This window comes from Pseudomonas sp. CP4, from assembly GCF_047758505.1.
Lineage (GTDB): Bacteria > Pseudomonadota > Gammaproteobacteria > Pseudomonadales > Pseudomonadaceae > Aquipseudomonas > Aquipseudomonas fluorescens_AO.
Window position 1 is genome coordinate 2,087,587 of record NZ_CP180489.1, and the last position, 20,832, is coordinate 2,108,418.

Annotated in this window: 22 protein-coding genes; 13 read left to right on the top strand and 9 right to left on the bottom strand. The window is 56.6% G+C overall.

Going from position 1 to position 20,832, the window contains the following annotated elements:
* Positions 1–2 precede the first annotated feature (2 nt).
* From ACMYUN_RS09385 to ACMYUN_RS09405, 5 genes are all read left to right on the top strand, one after another.
* On the top strand, positions 3–428 hold the full coding sequence (locus ACMYUN_RS09385; RefSeq protein WP_341639168.1) for an SMI1/KNR4 family protein: 426 nt from the start codon (positions 3–5) through the stop codon (positions 426–428).
* Between the two features lie 490 nt (positions 429–918).
* Positions 919–1,182, top strand: coding sequence for a hypothetical protein (locus ACMYUN_RS09390; RefSeq protein ID WP_394599341.1), 264 nt, complete (start codon positions 919–921; stop codon positions 1,180–1,182).
* Between the two features lie 289 nt (positions 1,183–1,471).
* Complete coding sequence (locus ACMYUN_RS09395; protein ID WP_341639166.1) at positions 1,472–1,942, top strand: hypothetical protein; 471 nt, start codon at positions 1,472–1,474, stop codon at positions 1,940–1,942.
* Between the two features lie 189 nt (positions 1,943–2,131).
* The gene (locus tag ACMYUN_RS09400; protein WP_415763545.1) at positions 2,132–2,443 is read left to right on the top strand and encodes a hypothetical protein; all 312 of its coding nucleotides are present in this window, start codon (positions 2,132–2,134) and stop codon (positions 2,441–2,443) included.
* 74 nt (positions 2,444–2,517) lie between these two features.
* Positions 2,518–2,988: a hypothetical protein gene (locus tag ACMYUN_RS09405; protein ID WP_341639164.1), complete on the top strand. Its 471-nt coding sequence runs from the start codon at positions 2,518–2,520 to the stop codon at positions 2,986–2,988.
* A 196-nt stretch (positions 2,989–3,184) separates the two neighbouring features.
* Here ACMYUN_RS09405 and ACMYUN_RS09410 read toward each other — a convergent pair whose 3' ends face one another.
* A complete protein-coding gene (locus ACMYUN_RS09410) occupies positions 3,185–3,907 on the bottom strand; it encodes a tellurite resistance TerB family protein (protein WP_415763546.1) in 723 nt (240 codons plus the stop codon).
* Between the two features lie 298 nt (positions 3,908–4,205).
* On the opposite strand from ACMYUN_RS09410, the gene ydcS reads away from it, so the two are divergent.
* From ydcS to ACMYUN_RS09435, 5 genes are all read left to right on the top strand, one after another.
* Entirely contained in the window at positions 4,206–5,357 is a 1,152-nt protein-coding gene (gene ydcS, locus ACMYUN_RS09415) for a putative ABC transporter substrate-binding protein YdcS (protein WP_415763547.1), read from the top strand.
* A 147-nt stretch (positions 5,358–5,504) separates the two neighbouring features.
* A complete protein-coding gene (locus ACMYUN_RS09420; protein ID WP_415763548.1) occupies positions 5,505–6,542 on the top strand; it encodes an ABC transporter ATP-binding protein in 1,038 nt (345 codons plus the stop codon).
* A gap of 16 nt (positions 6,543–6,558) precedes the next feature.
* A complete protein-coding gene (locus ACMYUN_RS09425) occupies positions 6,559–7,479 on the top strand; it encodes an ABC transporter permease (protein WP_415763966.1) in 921 nt (306 codons plus the stop codon).
* The gene (locus ACMYUN_RS09430) at positions 7,469–8,293 is read left to right on the top strand and encodes an ABC transporter permease (RefSeq protein WP_415763549.1); all 825 of its coding nucleotides are present in this window, start codon (positions 7,469–7,471) and stop codon (positions 8,291–8,293) included. The genes ACMYUN_RS09425 and ACMYUN_RS09430 overlap by 11 nt, the downstream gene beginning before the upstream one ends.
* Before the next feature lie 166 nt (positions 8,294–8,459).
* Positions 8,460–9,884 (top strand): gamma-aminobutyraldehyde dehydrogenase, encoded by a 1,425-nt coding sequence (locus tag ACMYUN_RS09435; protein ID WP_415763550.1) that lies wholly within the window; start codon positions 8,460–8,462, stop codon positions 9,882–9,884.
* Between the two features lie 131 nt (positions 9,885–10,015).
* On the opposite strand, the gene ACMYUN_RS09440 is transcribed toward ACMYUN_RS09435, so the two are convergent.
* A complete protein-coding gene (locus tag ACMYUN_RS09440; RefSeq protein ID WP_415763551.1) occupies positions 10,016–10,573 on the bottom strand; it encodes a hypothetical protein in 558 nt (185 codons plus the stop codon).
* 5 nt (positions 10,574–10,578) lie between these two features.
* Entirely contained in the window at positions 10,579–11,160 is a 582-nt protein-coding gene (locus ACMYUN_RS09445) for a ComF family protein (RefSeq protein WP_415763552.1), read from the bottom strand.
* A gap of 483 nt (positions 11,161–11,643) precedes the next feature.
* On the opposite strand from ACMYUN_RS09445, the gene ACMYUN_RS09450 reads away from it, so the two are divergent.
* On the top strand, positions 11,644–12,138 hold the full coding sequence (locus ACMYUN_RS09450) for a Bro-N domain-containing protein (RefSeq protein ID WP_415763553.1): 495 nt from the start codon (positions 11,644–11,646) through the stop codon (positions 12,136–12,138).
* Positions 12,139–12,307: 169 nt separating this feature from the next.
* Here ACMYUN_RS09450 and ACMYUN_RS09455 read toward each other — a convergent pair whose 3' ends face one another.
* Entirely contained in the window at positions 12,308–12,493 is a 186-nt protein-coding gene (locus ACMYUN_RS09455) for a hypothetical protein (RefSeq protein ID WP_208938597.1), read from the bottom strand.
* Positions 12,494–12,896: 403 nt separating this feature from the next.
* On the opposite strand from ACMYUN_RS09455, the gene ACMYUN_RS09460 reads away from it, so the two are divergent.
* On the top strand, positions 12,897–14,525 hold the full coding sequence (locus ACMYUN_RS09460; RefSeq protein ID WP_415763554.1) for a glucan biosynthesis protein D: 1,629 nt from the start codon (positions 12,897–12,899) through the stop codon (positions 14,523–14,525).
* 201 nt (positions 14,526–14,726) lie between these two features.
* Here the strand turns inward: ACMYUN_RS09460 and ACMYUN_RS09465 are convergent, their stop codons facing one another.
* From ACMYUN_RS09465 to ACMYUN_RS09475, 3 genes are all read right to left on the bottom strand, one after another.
* A complete protein-coding gene (locus tag ACMYUN_RS09465) occupies positions 14,727–15,833 on the bottom strand; it encodes an NADH:flavin oxidoreductase/NADH oxidase (protein ID WP_039759093.1) in 1,107 nt (368 codons plus the stop codon).
* A 265-nt stretch (positions 15,834–16,098) separates the two neighbouring features.
* Positions 16,099–17,808, bottom strand: coding sequence for a single-stranded-DNA-specific exonuclease RecJ (gene recJ, locus ACMYUN_RS09470; RefSeq protein ID WP_415763555.1), 1,710 nt, complete (start codon positions 17,806–17,808; stop codon positions 16,099–16,101).
* A 55-nt stretch (positions 17,809–17,863) separates the two neighbouring features.
* Complete coding sequence (locus ACMYUN_RS09475) at positions 17,864–18,406, bottom strand: YaeQ family protein (protein ID WP_415763556.1); 543 nt, start codon at positions 18,404–18,406, stop codon at positions 17,864–17,866.
* Between the two features lie 146 nt (positions 18,407–18,552).
* Here ACMYUN_RS09475 and ACMYUN_RS09480 point away from each other — a divergent pair, with 146 nt between their 5' ends.
* Positions 18,553–19,752, top strand: coding sequence for a CaiB/BaiF CoA transferase family protein (locus tag ACMYUN_RS09480; protein ID WP_415763557.1), 1,200 nt, complete (start codon positions 18,553–18,555; stop codon positions 19,750–19,752).
* A gap of 222 nt (positions 19,753–19,974) precedes the next feature.
* Here the strand turns inward: ACMYUN_RS09480 and ACMYUN_RS09485 are convergent, their stop codons facing one another.
* Together ACMYUN_RS09485 and ACMYUN_RS09490 are read right to left on the bottom strand one after the other, a co-directional pair.
* Positions 19,975–20,256 (bottom strand): DUF3509 domain-containing protein, encoded by a 282-nt coding sequence (locus tag ACMYUN_RS09485; RefSeq protein WP_016771530.1) that lies wholly within the window; start codon positions 20,254–20,256, stop codon positions 19,975–19,977.
* Between the two features lie 162 nt (positions 20,257–20,418).
* Positions 20,419–20,826, bottom strand: coding sequence for a response regulator (locus ACMYUN_RS09490; protein ID WP_415763558.1), 408 nt, complete (start codon positions 20,824–20,826; stop codon positions 20,419–20,421).
* Positions 20,827–20,832: the final 6 nt, after the last annotated feature.

Sequence of the window (20,832 nt, forward strand, 5' to 3'; positions counted from 1 at the left end):
ACATGAAGATTGACTGGAGTACTTTCGGGATTGAACAGGGATCCTCAGTGGATGCCAATACGATTTCCCAAGTAGAAAAACTACTTGGTGTAATTTTCCCAGAGTCCTACTTGGACTTAGTTAAATATTCCGACGAAGCCTCTCCTGAGGTGTCTTCATTTTCATATGACGACGAAGGAACTTGCATAAGCGAGTTCTTTTCATTTTCGCCCGACGCAACCCCGTATACCATCTCATGGTACTCAGGGGCAGGAAAACCCCCAGGGCTTCCGAATGGATTGGTCCCTATCGCACGGGATGCGGGCGGTTACCTTGTTTGCCTGAATTTCAATACGCCCTCAATTACGGTTGAAATTTTTGACCCAAACTCAAGTAAAACCCACTTAGTTTCTAATAACTTTGATGATTTTATTGGTTTATGGGCGTGAGTAGAAAAAGGGACGAAAACAACCGTGCGCATCCCCTCTCCGACTTTGCGCACATCATGCTAGGGCGTTGGGAGTGACACAGTGCATTTAACCTGATTTAGAAATAGCGAAGTTTCTTTTTTCACAGCTACTACACGATGCTGATGTTCGCTTTGAAAAGCGAAACCCAAACAATGGCTCGATAAAGGCGTTCGGCACTATGATTATACTCGGCCAGACTGTCGTCATAGCGATTCAGTGCTACCGTAATTATAACTTAGCTCAAGGAACGCCCCAGCCGAAAAATAATTATCACTTCTTCTGATCAGTGAAATCGAAAACGAACGCGGACTTGGACCAAGAATTCCATCAGGAAATGAAGCTGGCGATAACGACCTATGGATTCCGGGTCGAAAATTGCCAGATGGAAACAGTGAAGCAATAGTCGACGCTAAAGGCTCGCTTGCACCAAAATTTGAAATATCACCACTGTCTCTATAAGAGGATGATCATGAAATTCAATGACACTTCTATCAATACAGACGAGCGATTTACCATAGGAATAGAAGCAGTTAGTGGAACGTATTATGTTTCTATCCATGTTAACAACCGCTTGGTTGACTATGATGAGTATTACGAAATAAGCAAAGAGTCGTACGAACTCTTTCTTAAAGATCCGTCTGCAGCACTGATTTTTGTAGAGCGCTGTAAAGCTAGACAAGAAGACGAATCTCTCATGTTCAAGCCAGGCGCAGACCGCGGAGTTGCGACCTAAAAAATTTCTGACGAGCCGAACTTGCTATTTTCTCGGGAAGGCTCTAGCCCTTTTTCGGGATAGGTATCTCGTTTCAGCCGATTGCGGCCCTCACAGTCGCATGCTTTTGACTTGGACTGCTAACTCTAAATGACAGCCAACCGTTCTTAGAAAAATAATGACACCGGTATATTCCCAAGCTAGAGCATACTTAGGTTCCGAATCCACAAATTCGTGATTCAAAAAATGCTCATCAAAGCATTGACATTGGAACGTTTTGTGACAAACCTTGATGGCTGGAAAAAGCTCAATGAAGACTACTTTTGAGACGGCTTTAGAACTTCATGAAACATCTGACTTCTTTAAAGGGACTGGAAAGTATTTTTCCCGCGGATCCGACTGGGGAGACCATCTCTTCATCAGCAACTGGCAGGAAATGTGTGGAGTTTTAAAAAATCAAAAAGCAGCACAAAGCCTGTTAACGACCATATTCGAAGATTACGCAAAACATTTAAAAGAAGACTATTCAGATGCAGAGGCATTGCTTTCAAACATAAGCGCTTACTACACACTTAAAAACAAAATCGCGTTTCTGTCAGCCACTAATTACGACCTAATTGAAAGCCTTGATGAACAAAGCAAGAAAAATACAGGGAAATTATTTCGCCTCCTTAGACAGCAGCACGATACAAAAAACAAAGAATCGCCAAAATACAAGTTTGACGACGAGATCAAGCGGTTAAAACTGAAGGGTTGCCTGCTTAATCTCGAAATTTTTTGAGCAGAGCGTATAATGCTAAATTTTTACGCCATCGTGCACTGATACATGACATGCCCTGTTGAACAAACCAAAAATTTTAGCCCTTGGTTTAAGCACGCATTAAAAATGGGTGACAGCGGAGCAAAAAAAAATCCACCCAACCCCACGCACAGCCAACTTCGACAAACCACAGATACCTCCTGAAGAATGATGAGAATTTTTTATGTGATTGCTAGAAAGGATATGGAGCCAAATCTTCTGCACAGTTCAAACTGGCCGAAAATTATAGGCTACTCATTCGAAGACAACTATTTTCACTTATCCCAAGGCAAAGGCCACGGCTTTGCCGCGAACGTCATGCCCGAATGGAAAGCTAGAAGTCCAGAGTGGACTGAAATATTTACAGTTTTAGACTCCACTTGGTTCTTAGATATGATTGCCAACAACAACTTCAGCAGCGAAAAGGCTTTTCTTGAAAAGCTAACCGCGCATATTGACAACCTAGACACAATTAGATTTTGACCAGTCCGAAATAAAAAATTAAAATGGGTACAGATTTGCTTGCCAAGCCAACTTGACAACTGAGAACAACCTCAATGACAACAAACTTTGAAATAGCTTTGAACAAAAATCAGTTCCCTGCCTACTTCAAAGGTAGTGACCAATATTTCACAAGAGATCCTGACTGGGGAACCCAGTTGCATATCATAAATTGGCAAGGACTGTGCACCTATTTAGAGCCGCTAGAAACCTCGATCGAAATATTGAAAGATGCATTTAGCGAATACTTAAATTCGGTTGAGCTGACAAAAAAAGACGCCAGCGACTTGCTTGAAAACATTGGCTGCTATTATTACCTAAGAAACAAATACCCTTTCTTGTCAAAAGACGGATTTGATCTCGTGTGCGACACGACTGAAAGTGAGAAACAGAAAATCTCACGTATCATGGTTTTTCTGGGAGAAACAATCGAAGCCAACAATGATGCTCAGGACCTTGAACTCTATAATCGTCGCATGAGGAAACTCATTGATGACGGTGGCCCAACCAACATTGAGAACCTCTAAATTGTTCGACGAAACCCAACATATTTTTAGAAAAATGGAACAGATTTATTTTCTAATCACGAGAAATAAATCTGTCCCCATTTGTCTTTCTCATTTGTCTTTCTCATTTGTCTTTCTCATTTGTCTAACTCTGGTTTCCTCAATCCCGCAGACGGAAAAATCGCAACTCAACGCTGCGATTTCTCAAACCCATAATTCAAACCGCCGCCAACCGCACCTGCCTCTCCAACTCCACCTTCAACCCCGGCTCCAATTTCAACTGCCGCGCCAGTTCATCCAGATAGCTCTTCTCCATGAAACTCTCCTCATCCACCAGCATCACACTGGCGATGTACATCTCTGCCGCCATTTCCGGCGTGCTCGCGGCGCGGGCGACGTCGGTGGGGTCGAGGGGTTTGTTGAGCTCGGCATGGAGCCAGTGTTGCAGTTCCTGGTCGTTGTCTAGTTTTGTGAATTCACCCTCGATGAGTTCGCGCTCGCGCTCGTCGATGTGGCCGTCGGCTTTGGCGGCGGCGACCAGGGCTTTGAGGATGGCCTGGCTGTGTTGTTCGACTTGCGCCGGTGGCAGGCGGTCGAGGGTTTGCGGTTCGTTTTGAGGGGCGCTGCCTTTTTGCGCGTTGTAGTTGCCGTAGGCCTTGTAGGCGAGCACACCGAGTGCGGCGAGGCCGCCGTAGATCGCGACTTTGCCGCCGACCTTGCGCACTTTTTTGTTGCCGAGCAACAGGCCCATGGCGCCGGCCGCCAGTGCGCCTCCGCCTGCGCCGGAGAGCAGACCGCCGAGGCCGCTGGCGCCTGACGAGCCGCCGAGCAAGCCGCCCAGCCCACCGGCAGCCGATTTGTTCGACGCGCCGCCAGCCTTGTTCTGCAGCAGATCCTGGCCGGATTTGAGCAGTTGATCGAGCAATCCACGGGTGTTCATGTTCCGCCTCCAAACAGGGGTTATCCGGATCTGTAAGGCCCTCAGCCTAGTGCGAAAGTGCCCGAAGCGGCCGCGCGAGTGTGCTTCGAGATGTTGCTTGCATTCGGAATTGAAGTCCGCGGCTGACCTTGAAAAAACCGATCTACACTTCAGCCCAGCACGAAATCTCCATCGCCGATGTCGAGACACGCCCGCCCCGCCACGGCCATCTCTGACTACGCTAATAACAAGCCGCCCACGGCACGCTGCACCGCGTTCACCACTGCCCCGACCATAATATGAAGAAGAGGGATCAACCATGTTCGTGCACAAGACCGCACTGCTCAGTGCAATCACCACGGCCATCCTGGCCAGCGCCAGTTTGCAGGCCGCCGAGCCGTTGAAGGCTGTCGGCGCCGGCGAAGGTCAGCTGGATATCGTGGCGTGGCCGGGTTACATCGAACGGGGCGAGAGCGACAAGGCGTATGACTGGGTGAGCGGTTTTGAGCAGGAAACCGGTTGCAAGGTCAACGTCAAGACCGCCGCGACTTCCGACGAGATGGTCAGCCTGATGGCCAAGGGCGGTTACGACCTGGTCACAGCGTCCGGGGATGCATCGCTGCGGTTGATCGCTGGCAAGCGTGTACAGCCGATCAACACGGCCTTGATCCCGAACTGGAAATCCCTCGATCCACGTCTGAAAGACGCGCCATGGTACGTGGTCAACCACCAGACTTACGGCGCCCCGTACCAGTGGGGCCCGAACGTGCTGATGTACAACACCAATGTATTCAAAACGGCACCGAGCAGCTGGAGCGTAGTGTTCGCCGCGCAGGATCTGCCCGATGGCAAGGCGAACAAGGGTCGCGTGCAGGCGTATGACGGCCCGATCTATATCGCCGACGCGGCGCTGTACCTGAAATCGACCCAGCCTGATTTGGGCATCAAGGATCCGTACCAACTCACCGAAGCTCAGTACAAAGCCGTGCTCGATCTGTTGCGCGCGCAGCAGCCGCTGATTCACCGCTACTGGCACGACACCACGGTGCAGATGAGCGATTTCAAAAACGAAGGTGTGGTCGCATCCAGCGCCTGGCCGTATCAGGTCAACGGCCTGATCAACGAGAAACAGCCGATCGCCTCGACTATCCCCAAAGAAGGCGCCACCGGCTGGGCCGACACCACCATGTTGCACGCCGAGGCCAAGCATCCGAACTGCGCGTACAAGTGGATGGACTGGTCGCTGAAGCCGAAAGTCCAGGGTGATGTGGCGGCGTGGTTTGGTTCGTTGCCGGCGGTGCCAGCAGCGTGCAAGGAAAGCGAGCTGCTCGGTGCTGAGGGCTGCAAGACCAATGGTTTTGATCAGTTCGACAAGATCGCTTTCTGGAAAACCCCACAGGCTGAGGGCGACAAGTTCGTACCGTATAGCCGCTGGACGCAGGACTACATCGCGATCATGGGCGGCCGTTAAAGTCTCTTCGCGAGCAAGCTCGCTCCCACATTGGATTGTATTCCTCCTGTGGGAGCGAGCCTGCTCGCGAAGCTCTTAAGATTCAGGTTTTCCAGCAGTAAGGCCGAGCAGGCGCGACAGCCCTCGCCTTTTGGGGAGCAACACACCATGCCACTTGCAGTCCAGTTCACCAACGTGTCCCGGCAGTTCGGTGAGGTGAAGGCCGTTGACCGGGTTTCCATCGACATCGAGGACGGTGAGTTCTTTTCCATGCTCGGCCCCTCGGGTTCGGGCAAGACCACTTGCCTGCGCCTGATCGCCGGTTTCGAGCAACCGAGCGCCGGTTCGATCCGCATTCACGGTGCCGAAGCCGCCGGTTTGCCGCCGTATCAACGCGACGTCAACACGGTTTTCCAGGATTACGCACTGTTCCCGCACATGAACGTGCTCGACAACGTCGCCTACGGTTTGAAGGTCAAAGGCGTGGGTAAAGCCGAGCGCCATCAGCGTGCCGAAGAAGCCTTGGACATGGTCGCCCTCGGCGGCTATGGCTCACGCAAACCGGTGCAGTTGTCTGGCGGTCAGCGCCAGCGTGTCGCCCTCGCCCGCGCCTTGGTCAATCGCCCGCGCGTGCTGTTGCTCGACGAGCCGTTGGGCGCGCTAGACCTTAAATTGCGCGAGCAGATGCAAAGCGAGCTGAAGAAGCTGCAACGTCAGCTCGGCATCACTTTCATCTTCGTCACCCACGATCAGACCGAAGCGCTGTCGATGTCCGATCGCGTCGCGGTGTTCAACAAGGGCCGCATCGAGCAGGTCGACAGTCCGCGCAATCTGTACATGAAACCGAGCACCACGTTTGTCGCCGAATTCGTCGGTACCTCGAATGTGATTCGCGGCGATCTGGCGCGGGAAATCAGCGGCCATCCACAGCCGTTTTCGATTCGCCCGGAACACGTGCGTTTCGCCGAAGGCCCACTCGCCAGCCATGAAATCGAAGTCAGCGGCCTGCTGCACGATATCCAGTATCAGGGCAGCGCCACGCGCTATGAATTGCAGCTGGAAAACGGCCAGACCCTGAGCATCAGCCAGGCCAACAACCAGTGGCTCGACAGCGGCGTACAGCTACAGACTGGCCAGCGTCTGAGCGCACGCTGGGCGCGGGAAGCGATGATCGCGCTGCACGACACCGTGGCCAGCGGGGTATGAAATGAGCTCGCTCGCGATGACTTCGTCGCCACCGCTGCGCAGGTTTTCCAACCTGCTCTATCGCAAGCCCAACCTGTACCTGTCGATGCTGCTGGTGCCGCCGCTGCTGTGGTTCGGCGCGATCTATCTCGGCTCGTTGCTGATGCTGTTGTGGCAGGGTTTCTACACCTTCGACGACTTCACCATGGCAGTCACGCCGGACCTGACGCTGGCCAATTTTGCCGCGCTGTTCCAGCCGTCGAACTTTGACATCATCCTGCGCACGCTGAGCATGGCCATCGTCGTCTCGATCGCCAGCGCCATCGTTGCATTTCCGATCGCCTACTACATGGCGCGCTATACCACGGGCAAGACCAAGGCGTTTTTCTACATCGCGGTGATGCTGCCGATGTGGGCCAGTTACATCGTCAAGGCTTACGCGTGGACGCTGCTGCTGGCCAAGGGCGGCGTGGCGCAATGGTTCGTTCAGCACCTGGGTCTGGAGCCGGTGTTGCAGATGGTTCTGGGGATTCCCGGTGTCGGCGGCAGCACTCTGTCGACCTCGCACTTGGGGCGGTTCATGGTGTTCGTCTACATCTGGCTGCCGTTCATGATCCTGCCGATCCAGGCCTCGCTGGAGCGTTTGCCGCCGTCGCTGTTGCAGGCGTCTGCCGACTTGGGCGCCAAGCCGCGTCAGACCTTTATGCAGGTGATCTTGCCTTTGTCGATTCCGGGGATTGCGGCGGGTTCGATCTTCACTTTTTCGCTGACCCTGGGCGACTTCATCGTGCCGCAACTGGTCGGCCCGCCGGGCTACTTCATCGGCAGCATGGTGTACGCGCAGCAAGGGGCGATTGGCAATATGCCAATGGCGGCGGCGTTTACGCTGGTGCCGATCGTGCTGATTGCGGTTTACCTGGCCATCGTCAAACGTCTGGGGGCCTTCGATGCGCTCTGAATCTTCATCCCAAGGGCATGCTTCTATAGGTTTGCGCGTCGCAGCCTGGGGCGGGCTGGTGTTTCTGCACCTCCCGATCCTGATCATCTTCCTTTACGCCTTCAACACCGAAGACGCGGCGTTCAGTTTTCCGCCGAAGGGCTTTACCCTGCACTGGTTCAGCGTGGCGTTTTCCCGGCCGGATGTACTGGAAGCCATCAAGCTGTCATTGCAGATCGCAGCCATCGCCACGTTGATCGCCATGGTGCTCGGCACACTCGCCTCGGCCGCGTTGTACCGGCGCGATTTCTTCGGCAAGCAAGGCATATCGCTGATGCTGATTTTGCCGATCGCGTTGCCGGGGATCATCACCGGGATCGCCTTGCTGGCGACGTTCAAGTCGCTGGGCATCGAGCTGGGGATGTTCACCATCATCGTCGGCCATGCGACCTTCTGCGTGGTGATCGTCTACAACAACGTTATCGCTCGCCTGCGCCGCACTTCACACAGTTTGATCGAAGCGTCGATGGATCTCGGCGCCGACGGCTGGCAGACCTTCCGCTACATCATCCTGCCGAACCTCGGTTCGGCGTTGCTCGCGGGTGGCATGCTGGCGTTTGCGTTGTCGTTCGATGAAATCATAGTCACCACATTCACCGCCGGGCATGAACGCACGTTGCCGTTGTGGCTGCTCAATCAGTTGAGCCGCCCACGGGATGTGCCGGTGACCAATGTCGTGGCGATGCTGGTGATGATCGTGACGATGTTGCCGATTCTCGGCGCGTATTACTTGACGCGAGGGGGCGAGAGCGTGGCGGGGAGTGGCGGGAAATAAATATCTGACAGACACCGTTTTCCCTTGTGGGAGCGAGCCCGCTCGCGAAGTGGCCGGCACATCCAACGTTGATGTCGACTGACACAGCGCTTTCGCGAGCAGGCTCGCTCCCACAGGGTCCCGGTTTATTCAGGAAAACAACAGTTGCTGTAAAGAGGACAAACCCATGCAAACCAGACTCTTGATCAACGGCCAACTGATCGACGGCGAAGGCCCGGCGCAGCCGGTGCTCAATCCTGCGCGGGGCGAAATACTGGTGGAGATCAACGAAGCCAGCGAAGCCCAGGTCGATGCCGCCGTGCGTGCCGCCGACAACGCCTTCGCCGAGTGGTCACAAACCGCGCCGAAAGACCGCTCGCTGCTTTTGCTCAAACTCGCCGATGCCATCGAAGCCCACGGCGAGGAACTGGCGAAACTGGAATCCGACAACTGCGGCAAACCCTACAGCGCCGCGTTCAACGACGAGATTCCGGCGATTGCCGACGTGTTCCGCTTCTTCGCCGGCGCCAGTCGTTGCATGGGCGGTTCGGCCGCTGGCGAATACTTGCCCGGGCATACCTCGATGATTCGCCGCGATCCGGTTGGTGTAATCGCCTCCATCGCACCGTGGAACTACCCGCTGATGATGGTCGCCTGGAAAATCGCTCCGGCGTTGGCTGCCGGTAATACGGTGGTGCTCAAACCGTCGGAACAAACCCCGTTGACGGCGTTGCGTCTGGCCGAACTGGCGTCGGACATATTCCCGGCCGGTGTACTCAATCTGGTGTTCGGCCGGGGCGCTACCGTCGGCAGTCCACTGGTCAGCCATCCGAAAGTGCGCATGGTGTCGCTGACCGGTTCGATCGCCACCGGGTCGAACATCATTTCCAGCACCGCCGACAGCGTTAAGCGCATGCACATGGAACTGGGCGGCAAGGCACCGGTGATCATCTTCGACGATGCCGACATCGACGCGGCGGTGGAAGGCATTCGTACCTTCGGTTTTTACAACGCCGGGCAGGACTGCACCGCTGCCTGCCGGATCTACGCGCAGCAAGGGATTTACGACAAATTCGTCGAAAAACTCGGCGCGGCGGTCAGCACGATCAAATACGGCGTGCAGGATGATCCCTCCACCGAGATGGGCCCGCTGATCACCGCACAACACCGCGACCGCGTCGCCGCTTTCGTCGAGCGCGCCGTGGCGCAGCCGCACATCCGGTTGATCACCGGCGGCAAGGCTGTCGAAGGCAATGGGTTCTTCTTTGAACCCACGGTGCTGGCCGACGCGCAGCAGGATGACGAAATCGTCCGCCGTGAAGTGTTCGGTCCAGTGGTTTCGGTGACCAAATTTACCGATGAAGCACAAGCGCTTGAGTGGGCCAACGACTCCGACTACGGCCTCGCCTCCTCCATCTGGACCGCCGACACAGGGCGTTCGCATCGCCTGTCAGCGCGGCTGCAGTACGGCTGCACCTGGGTCAACACGCACTTCATGCTCGTCAGCGAAATGCCACATGGAGGTCAGAAAATGTCCGGGTACGGCAAGGATATGTCGATGTTCGGGCTGGAGGACTACACCACGGTTCGGCATGTGATGTTCAGGCACTGAGGTCAACAACTACCTACGATCGGCACTTCTCTGTGAGAGAGAGCCTGTTCGCGAAGAACTCGGTTTGGCTCAACGCCCTATTTGAGCCCTCACAGACAGGCTGCAGAGGGTCAGAAAGCCAAGAACAATCATTAGAAGGAAAGCTCCGCCTGATCATGTTTCAGTAAGGAAATACGATCAAACAAACGGATTTTTTCGTTGGCTTTTTGCTTGGCGTGATCGGACATGACTGCAATCAACTCCTCGAGCTGACTGACGTCCCCGACCACTTTGAACTGCTTTTCCTTGTTGACGAATACCAGCGACTTCTTTTTTCTCGACAACAGTTCAATAACGTTGCTGAGCGTACCGGTACTCTTGGCATCCCATATCATTAGCCCGTAATCAGCCGCTTCGGCCATGACCAGGTCTTTTTCGGTGAAAAAGGCTCTCGATCCCTTGGAATGTTTTGAGACCACGGTCCTGGCGGGCCACCGCCCAAGATTGTTCCTCGGTACCGAACCGCTGCAAAAGACCGTTGTTCTGGATCCTTCGAGGCTCAGTAGGTACTCCTGAATCGAGGTGTCTGCGCCACCCGCATCACCCACTACCACCTCAAACTCGGACGCCACGATATTACTGATGCGCTCCTTTACCTTGGGATCAAGGTTCTTGATATTGATAGAGCCGGCAATAAATACAGTCGTCATTGAGTTCACTTCCAGGTTAGCGCTGCGACGTAAATTTTCCCCACCTTCGGATATTTACGCAAAACAGCGCAGGCCGCGTCCATCGACGCGCCGCTATCAAACAAATCATCTACAACCAAAACATTCCAGCGCCCATCGGTGGTGATTTCATCATTGACGCTGAAACTGTCTCCAATCGCGGCAACCTTGTCGGCTTTGGAATGCAAATCCTTGAGCGACTTCCCTGTGTTCGCTTTCCGAAGCAAATCCGAGAAAACCGGCCGCCCGATAATTCGTCCTAACGCCAGAGCGACCTCAGTAACAGGTTGTCGCTGACGAATCTTTGAAGCAGGCATAGGCACCACGAAACCTACCTGATCCAGTTTTGGAAAAACATTTGTCGCAACGGCTTGGGCAAGTGGGCTGACCTGCGTCCAATCCTTCTGGTATTTGAGCTGGTAGGTCGCCTCGCCAACTTCAGTGCGCTGATTATCGAAGCATGGATGTCCGCGTTCATCGTTGCCAAGACAGGTACTACTTACCATGTGTTTGTCCAGCACCCAACCCTGATCCCAAGGGCCGTTGATCTGTCTGAGGGAAACCTTCATTGAACTCTCCGTTAGTCATGGAAATCCTCCGAGCCTGAAACGAGGGCCCAGCACCGGCAGCGGTGCGCAAGATTTCCACAAATAACGGAAAAAACACTGCTCAGGGATAGCCTCGCTGGCGAGGGCGTAAAAACAGGCATTTCCTACAGATGCAGCCTTCCTGAAAAAGCTCAATTTCCTACGCTGTGCGGCGAAAGAGTAGACTTGTCGCCGCAAGTGCCTGACCGATAGGCTTTACCCGTCGCTGCAAACTCAGCGACCCGGGGTCGAAGCCGGAAACTGTCAAAACGGTGCTTGCATGCCCTCCATTGAACTGCTGATTGTTCACAACTTCAGTTCTGCTTTATGGCGGGCCGTGTGGCGCGGGCCTTCCGGCTTTACCGTTTCGACAGGAAGTAACCCGACTTCGAACGCCATTCGGCTCGCCACCCAATTTTTCGAAGAATTGGTGGCGGCTTTCCAACTCGAAACGGAAGTCACTACATGTCTACGCAAATCCAGAATGCTCCGTCGACGCACTTCACCCCCACCATCTTCACCCGCCACGACCGCTTCCTTCATGCTTTTATGCAGGAACACGAGATATGGTTCTGTGTTCAGGACCTTGGGCGCCTGATGGGTTACCACCTCAACGAACGTCTCACCCTGAAACTCGATCCCGACCAGCGTCGCAATGTGCTATTGCGAAAGAACGGCGAAATCGTCGATTGCGCGATGGTCAGCGAGTCTGGGCTGTTCGCCCTGCTCATCCATCACTTCGTCCCGGAAAACCGTCACCTGCGCCAATGGTTGAGCCATGAAGTCATTCCGATGCTGCGCGAAGTGCAATCGAATCCTGTGGACAATCAACCGAGCCTCAGTTCGATGCACTGGGCAGGCGTCACCGTGCCATTGCTGCACTGGCAACAGCAGGCGTGGGTCAAATGGCGTGATGTACCGGACTTGATGCACGGCCAGCAACCGTATCCGGTCCGCTAAACCAGAAGGCCTTGTAGCGAGGAAGCTTTCGCCCTCGCTACAAGGCCAGCCTGTAAACCTTCTAGCCAGTTGAATGGCCATCGATATAGGCCTCGCCGATGCCGACGCGAGTGGCTGACTGATCTGGCCGCCGTAAAAGCCAAATGGTTTCACGGCTCCCGCCCCAGCTTTAAAACCGCGAAACACTCCGCATCGCATCCACCAGATACCTCATCGCAATCCGGTCATTCTCGGAAAGCTCTCGATAACGCTCAACCAGCTTCAACTCTTCCGAACTGAGCCGGCGTCTTCTGCGCCCGAGGCCCAAGCATGGAAAGATTCCTAACATTTCGGTGATGCCGTGTATTTTTGCCATGGACGATGTCCTTCTCTATTGAGTCAAGAAACTGCTGAACCTCACATCGCCCTGCCTCTTCGAGCAGCGTCGTGTGCCCCGCCGGCACGAAGGCTTGTATCCGGTCTTGCCCATAGAATAGGAATTAAATCGGCGTTGAAAAGTGGTTTTTAGAGTAATTAATCGAAAAAAGCAGATATGCCCTCTAAATCAGAGAGCCCTGTCAGAAAAATTACAGACATGTCTTGTTTCATTGCCAGATGACGCAACGCAAACAAGCCTTTTTGCCCGACAATCGAACCGATTAAGCTAGCGGGCATCTGTTTATAGTCCGTTGCGTTTGGCCGAAGGCATGACCGAACCGTAATTTCCGATCCGACAGGTGCCAGGAACGGCGCTGGATTGCACACGACAGGTTGTATTTATGCACCGCAGGAATTTGCTCAAAGCGTCCATGGCCATTGCGGCCTATACCGGTCTTTCCGCGTCGGGTCTGTTGGCCGCTCGCGCCTGGGCGGCCAATGGTGGCGCCGCCGATGGCGAGGCCCAGGCCTTCGATTTCGAAGCGTTGAAGCGTCAGGCCAAGCAGCTCGCCGGCAATGCCTATCAGGATACGAAACAGGTGTTGCCGCCAACCCTGGCGACCATGACTCCGCAGAATTTCAACGCGATCCGCTACGACGGCGAGCATTCCCTGTGGAAGGAAAACAAAGGTCAGCTGGACGTGCAGTTTTTCCACGTCGGCATGGGTTTCCGTCAGCCGGTGCGCATGTACAGCGTTGATCCGAAGACGCGCATGGCACGCGAGGTGCATTTCCGCCCGGCGCTGTTCAATTATGAGAACACTTCGGTCGACACCCAGCAGCTCAAGGGCGATCTGGGTTTTGCCGGCTTCAAACTGTTCAAGGCACCGGAGCTGGATCGGCATGACGTGGTGTCGTTTCTCGGCGCCAGCTATTTCCGTGCGGTCGATGCTACTGGCCAATATGGCCTCTCCGCGCGCGGCCTGGCCATTGATACCTACGCGAAGAAGCGCGAAGAGTTTCCCGACTTCACCAAGTTCTGGTTCGAGACGCCGGACAAGAACGCCACACGTTTTGTGGTCTACGCCCTGCTCGACTCGCCGAGCGCGACCGGCGCCTATCGCTTCGACATCGATTGCCAGGCCGAGCGCGTGGTCATGGAAATCGACGCGCACATCAATGCTCGTACCACCATCGAACAACTCGGCGTGGCGCCAATGACCAGCATGTTCAGCTGTGGCACCCACGAACGGCGCATGTGCGACACCATCCACCCGCAGATTCATGACTCGGATCGCCTGGCCATGTGGCGCGGCAACGGCGAGTGGATCTGCCGCCCGCTGAACAACCCGGCCACCCTGCAGTTCAATGCGTTCGCCGATACGGATCCGAAGGGTTTCGGTCTGGTGCAGACCGATCACGAATTTGCCAACTATCAGGACACCGTCGACTGGTACAGCAAGCGTCCGAGCCTGTGGGTAGAGCCGACGACCGCATGGGGCGAAGGCTCTATCGATCTGCTGGAAATTCCTACCACCGGCGAGACGCTGGACAACATCGTCGCGTTCTGGACGCCGAAAAAACCCGTGGCTGCCGGGGACTCGCTCAATTATGGCTACAAGCTCTACTGGAGCGCACTGCCGCCAGTGGGTACGCCTTTGGCGCGGGTGCACGCGACCCGTTCCGGCATGGGCGGTTTCACCGAAGGCTGGGCACCGGGCGAACATTACCCAGAGGTGTGGGCACGCCGCTTTGCCGTGGATTTCACCGGCGGCGGGCTGGAACGTTTGCCGCAGGGCACCGGGATCGAACCGGTGGTGACCTGCTCGAACGGCAAGGTGCAGGATTTCAGCGTGCTGGTGCTGGACGACATCAAGGGTTACCGGATCCTGTTCGACTGGTACCCGACCAATGACAGTGTCGAGCCCGTGGAACTGCGCCTGTTCATTCGTACCAACGACCGCACCTTAAGTGAGACCTGGTTGTACCAGTACTTCCCGCCAGCGCCGGACAAGCGCAAATACCCTTGAAGATTTGAGGCGCCTGCGCGGACCTCATCGCTGGCAAGCCAGCTCCCACAATGAATGGTGTCGAGCATAAATTTCGCGTACGCCACCAAAACTGTGGGAGCTGGCTTGCCAACGATGGCGCCAGCACGGCAACAAAGACAACCAGACGAAAAAAAGCCCCGGCCATCACTGACCGGGGCTTTTTGCTTTATCTCGACTGACTCAATCACGCAAATCCGATTCATGAATCGGCTGATCCCGATGGGTCGCCCGCTGATACTGCGCCGGCCACACCGCTTTGCGTCCACCCAGATCGTCATCGGCATGCAACGGCCAGTACGGGTCACGCAGCAGTTCCCGGGCGAGGAAAATGATATCGGCCTGACAGGTGCGCAGGATGTGCTCGGCCTGCGCCGGCTCGGTAATCATGCCTACCGTGCCAGTGGCGATGCCTGACTCTTTGCGCACCCGTTCGGCGAAGCGCGTTTGATAACCGGGCCCGACCGGAATCTCCGCATTCGCCGCCGTACCACCCGAGGACACATCGATCAGGTCGGCACCCAGGGTGTGCAGGCGACGCGCCAGCTCCACGGTCTCATCCGGATTCCAGCCGTCTTCAACCCAATCGGTTGCCGAGACGCGGACAAACACCGGCAATTCCTCTGGCCACACCGCCCTCACCGCTTCGGTGACTTGCAGCACCAGGCGGATGCGGTTTTCGAACGAACCACCGTATTGATCGCGGCGTTGATTGCTCAGCGGCGAAAGAAACTGATGCAGCAGATAGCCGTGCGCGGCATGCACCTCGACCACGCTGAACCCCGCCGTCAGCGCGCGTTTGGCCGCGTCGACAAAGGCCTGAATCACCTCGGCGATCTGCCCTTCATCGAGCTGTTTCGGCTGGGTGTGTTGCGGATCGAAAGCAATCGGTGATGGCCCGACCGGGGTCCAGCCGCCATCCTCGGGTTTGACGCTGCCATGCTTTCCGATCCACGGCCGGTGGGTGCTGGCCTTGCGCCCGGCGTGGGCCAGTTGAATACCAGCGACCGCACCCTGGGCGGTGATGAAGCGAGTGATGCGTTGCAGCGGTTCGATCTGTTCGTCGTTCCACAGACCGAGGTCTTCGGCGGTGATGCGCCCGTCGGCGGTAACTGCCGTGGCTTCGGTGAAAACCAGACCGGCACCGCCCACCGCGCGGCTGCCCAAGTGCACCAGATGCCAGTCGTTGGCCAGGCCGTCGACGCTGGAGTACTGGCACATCGGCGACACGGCGATGCGGTTGGGCAGGGTCAGTTGGCGAAGAGTAAAGGGTTCAAGCAGCAGACTCATGGGGCACCTCTCGAATCAGTGGGCAGGCTCCAGGGTTCTGTTTGAAAAGTCGACGAGTGACAGAAAAAGGGTGCAGCACCCGCCCCCGCGGGCAAAAATTCGACAAGACGTCACAAGGCCAATCAAGCAGTGCTTAGAGCCTAGTCGACAACCGGGAATGACGGAGGGTTCAGAGTAATTCAGTGTGTGAAAGGACACTTTCGCGAGCAGGCTCGCTCCCACAAGACTGCACCGTATTGTGGGAGCGAGCCTGCTCGCGAATGGCTTAACGCGGTTCGATATGAGCAATCATCAGCTGCACAGTCTCGTTGCCGCGAAACTCGTTAACGTCGAGCTTGTAAGCCAGTTCCACCCATTGAATCGTCGGGTTCGGCCATACATCGCGATCAATGCCAAACGCGATGCCATCGAGCTTCACCGAGCCGCATTCGCTTTTCAGCACCACTTTCAAATGCCGTTCGCCAACCACGCGCTGCTCGACCAACTGGAACACGCCATGAAACAGCGGCTCGGGGAAATGCTGCCCCCATGGCCCGGCGTGACGCAAGGCGCGGGCCAGTTCGAGGTGAAACTCTTCGACGGCCAGCGTGCCGTCCGACAACATGCGCCCGGTGAGGTCTTCTTCGCGAAGTTGCCTACGTACTTCAGCGTCAAATGCCTCGGCGAACAAGGGAAAATTTTCCTGCGCCAAGGTCAGACCAGCGGCCATCGCGTGGCCACCGTACTTGGCGATCAGGTTCGGATGCTGCGCCGCGACCACGCTCAGCGCATCGCGAATATGGAAGCCCTGCACCGAGCGTCCGGAGCCCTTGAGCAAGCCATCGCCGGCATCGGCGAAGGCAATGGTCGGGCGGAAATAGCGCTCTTTCATCCGCGAGGCGAGGATGCCGATCACGCCCTGATGCCACTCCGGATCGAACAGGCACAGACCGAACGGCATCGACTCGACCGGCAGATCCTTGAGCTGCGCCAGCGCTTCACGTTGCATGCCCTGCTCGATGGATTTGCGATCCTGGTTCATGCCGTCCAGTTGCGCAGCCATTTCTCGCGCCAGATTGGCGTCGGCGGTGAGCAGGCACTCGATGCCCAGGCTCATGTCGTCCAGACGTCCGGCGGCGTTCAGGCGAGGGCCGACGATAAAACCCAAGTCGGTGGAAGTGATCCGCGCAGCCTCTCGCTTGGCGACTTCGAGAATCGCCTTGATCCCCGGCCGCGCCCGGCCGGCACGAATCCGCTCCAGCCCTTGATGCACAAGGATGCGGTTGTTGGCATCCAGCGGCACCACGTCGGCGACGCTGCCCAGCGCCACCAGGTCGAGCAGTTCGCCGATGTTCGGTTGTGGCTTGCTCTCGTACCAGCCGAGGCTGCGCAGACGCGCGCGCAACGCCATGAGTACGTAAAAGATCACTCCGACGCCGGCCAGCGCTTTGCTCGGAAACTCGCAGCCCGGCTGGTTCGGATTGACCAGCGCATCGGCCTGCGGCAGTTCATCGCCGGGCAAGTGGTGGTCGGTGATCAACACCTTCAGTCCGGCGCGCTTGGCCGCCGCGACGCCTTCGACGCTGGAGATGCCGTTGTCGACGGTGATCAATAGTTGCGGTTCACGGGTCAGCGCGACTTCGACGATTTCCGGCGTCAGGCCATAGCCGTATTCGAAACGGTTCGGCACCAGGTAATCGACATGCGCCGCGCCCAGCAGGCGCAGACCGAGCACACCGACGGTGCTGGCGGTGGCGCCGTCCGCGTCGAAGTCGCCGACGATCAAAATGCGCTGGCGTTGCTCCAGTGCCGTCACCAGCAGGTCGACTGCCGCATCGATGCCTTTGAGCTGCTGGAACGGGATCAAGCGCGCCAGACTTTTGTCCAACTCCGCTTCCGATTGCACGCCCCGCGCCGCGTACAAGCGGGTCAGCAGTGGCGGCAGATCACCGAGGAAAGGCAGCGTGGCAGGCAGTTGACGAGGTTCGATACGCATGGGGCGAAGGAGGCTTCTCTTTGATTCGTGGGAAAATATCAGCGGTGTCGCGACCTCAGCCGCGCTCACCTTGCAGCCATTGCAACTGGACTTCGTGCTGACCGCGGTCGTCGGTGACGAAGATCGTGCCTTCGCTGATCATCACGTCCCACTTGATGACGCGGGGCATGTCCTTGGCCAAGGTCTCCAGCACTTCCGGCGGAACGGCGGCGATGTTGACGTTTTTCAGGTTCTTGATCGCCGGGATCACCTTGGTTTCCCATACGCGCAGGCTGCCGTAGGCCAGCAGACTGGTGCGTTCGGTGCGGCGCGAGCACCAGGTCAGGCGATCGGCATCCGGCTGGCCGACTTCGATCCAGTGCAGGACACGGTCGTCCAGGCTCTTTTCCCACAAGGCCGGTTCATCCACGTCTGACAGACCACGCCCGAACGACAGCTGCTCGTTGTACCAGAGCGCGTAGGCCAGCAGCCGCACGGTCATGCGTTCTTCGGTCTCCGAAGGATGACGGGCGATGGTCTGCTTGACGCTTTCGTAGACGCTGCGGTCGAGGTCGGTGAGGTTCAGTTCGAATTTGTAGGTAGTGGACGGCTGGGCCATGAACGGGCTTCTTGATACGAGGAAAGTCGGCAAGTCTAACCGATGCCACAGGCAATCATCGAATTGATGGCGATCGAGCTGCGGCGTCTGACAGCCGGCTATGTTAAAACCCTGTATCCGTTCAGCCTTGTCCTACAGGATTTCGCATGCCGCTCACCAGCAAACCGCTCTCGGGTCTGAAAATCATTGAATTGGGCACGCTGATCGCCGGGCCGTTTGCCTCGCGCATTTGCGGCGAATTCGGCGCCGAAGTGATCAAGATCGAATCGCCGGACGGCGGCGATCCCCTGCGCAAGTGGCGCAAGTTGTACGAAGGCACCTCGTTGTGGTGGTTTGTCCAGGCGCGCAACAAGAAGTCGCTGACCCTCAATCTCAAACACCCTGACGGTTTGGCGATCCTGAAAAAGCTGCTCAGTGAAGCCGACATTCTTATCGAAAACTTCCGACCCGGCGTACTGGAAAAACTCGGCCTGAGCTGGGAGACCCTGCACGCACTGAATCCGAAACTGGTGATGGTGCGTCTGTCCGGTTTCGGTCAGACCGGGCCGATGAAAGACCAGCCAGGTTTTGGCGCGGTCGGCGAATCCATGGGCGGTCTGCGTTACATCACCGGCTTCGAAGACCGGCCACCGGTGCGCACCGGGATCTCCATCGGCGATTCGATTGCCGCGCTGTGGGGCGTGATCGGTGCATTGATGGCACTGCGTCATCGCGAGGTCAACGGCGGACTGGGCCAAGTAGTCGACGTTGCGCTCTACGAAGCCATTTTCGCGATGATGGAAAGCATGGTGCCGGAGTTCGACGTCTTCGGTTTCATCCGCGAGCGCAGCGGCAACATCATGCCGGGCATCACGCCCTCTTCGATCCACACCAGCGCCGACGGCAAGCATGTGCAGATCGGTGCCAATGGCGATGCGATCTTCAAACGCTTCATGCTCGTGATTGGCCGTGAAGATCTGGCTAACGACCCGGTGCTGGCCAGTAATGACGGCCGCGACGGTCGTCGCGACGAGTTGTATGGCGTGATCGATCGCTGGGTCAATTCCCTACCGCTGCAGACTGTTCTCGACTTGCTCAACCAGGCTGACGTACCGGTCAGCCGGATCTTTAGCGCCGAGGACATGTTCAACGATCCGCAATACCTGGCGCGGGAAATGTTCCTGCATGCCAAGCTGCCGGACGGCAAGGATTTCAAAATGCCCGGCATCGTGCCGAAGTTGTCGGAAACGCCGGGGTCGTCCGAATGGGTCGGGCCTCAGTTGGGCGAACACAATGCTCAGGTGCTTGGCGATCTGGGCTACGACGCGGCGCAAATCACTCGGCTGCGTGAAGACGGGGCCATCTGAGCACCGCCGGGCGCTTCGGTTTTTCGAGCAACAAGCCGCGCACTGCGCAAACGCCGGGCAAAAGAAACCCCGAGAAGTGGGGAGACGACTCGGGGTTAAACGGGGTCTGCTTCGAGACCCGTAGCAGCAAGCGACAAGCACCGGAGCACAATGCTTGATCCTGCTGTTATGGGGTCTGACTGACAGGGATGCAGGAAGGTTCCCACAAAAAATATTTCATCTTTACAGGGCCGGACGCTTGTCCAGAGCTGCATTGCGCAACGCTGCAATGACGCAGGGTTCCAGCCGCCCTTCGGCGATCATCACGTCGCGGTGCAGGCCGTCCACCACGTCGGTCAGCAAGCGCTTGTCGCTCAACTGGGCCTGATTGAATTCGCGTTCCACCACAATGGCGCCGCTGCTGTTCTTCAGCGTCACCAGACATTCACCATGGCTGCCGCGAGGGGTCAGCGTCACCTGATACGGGCTCAGAGCCTCACCGAGCAATAGACTGATACTTTCCATCTCGATCTCCACTCAATAGTCCGAAAACACAGTGCCTGGGGCGTGTTCACATTAAATGACCACCGGCCCGAGAAGAAAGTTCTGCCTGTCGCCACCCAATCTCATGGGCCTGCGTCTGACAGAGCATGCACGGCGAAGATGACAGAAAAATAACCGCCGGCTTCAGACCTCGACGAGTTCCTGTGGTGTGATCAGATAGCTGTCCAGCAGCCCCCTCATCAACACTGCCGAGACCGGCGTCTGCAGACGCCCCAGCAGACGCAGACGTTGCTGGCGGAGCACCGGTTCCAGATCACTCAACAGGCTCTGCGCGACAGACCCCAGCAGAATCAGCGCGCGCGCCTCATGGTGGGCGGCCAAATGGTGAATCAGAGCCAGGCCATCGCCACCCTTGAGTTGCGGATCGCAAATGGCGATATCTACCGCACCGCGGTGCCCCAGGGAACACAGCGCTGACGCAAGCGAAGGCGCGGTCAAGACGTCGTAGATGCCGATGGCATTGAGCATTTGATGCAATGCCATCAGTTGGAACGGGTTAGGTTCAAGAATCAGGACTTTAAGCGAGCGCATGGGCGA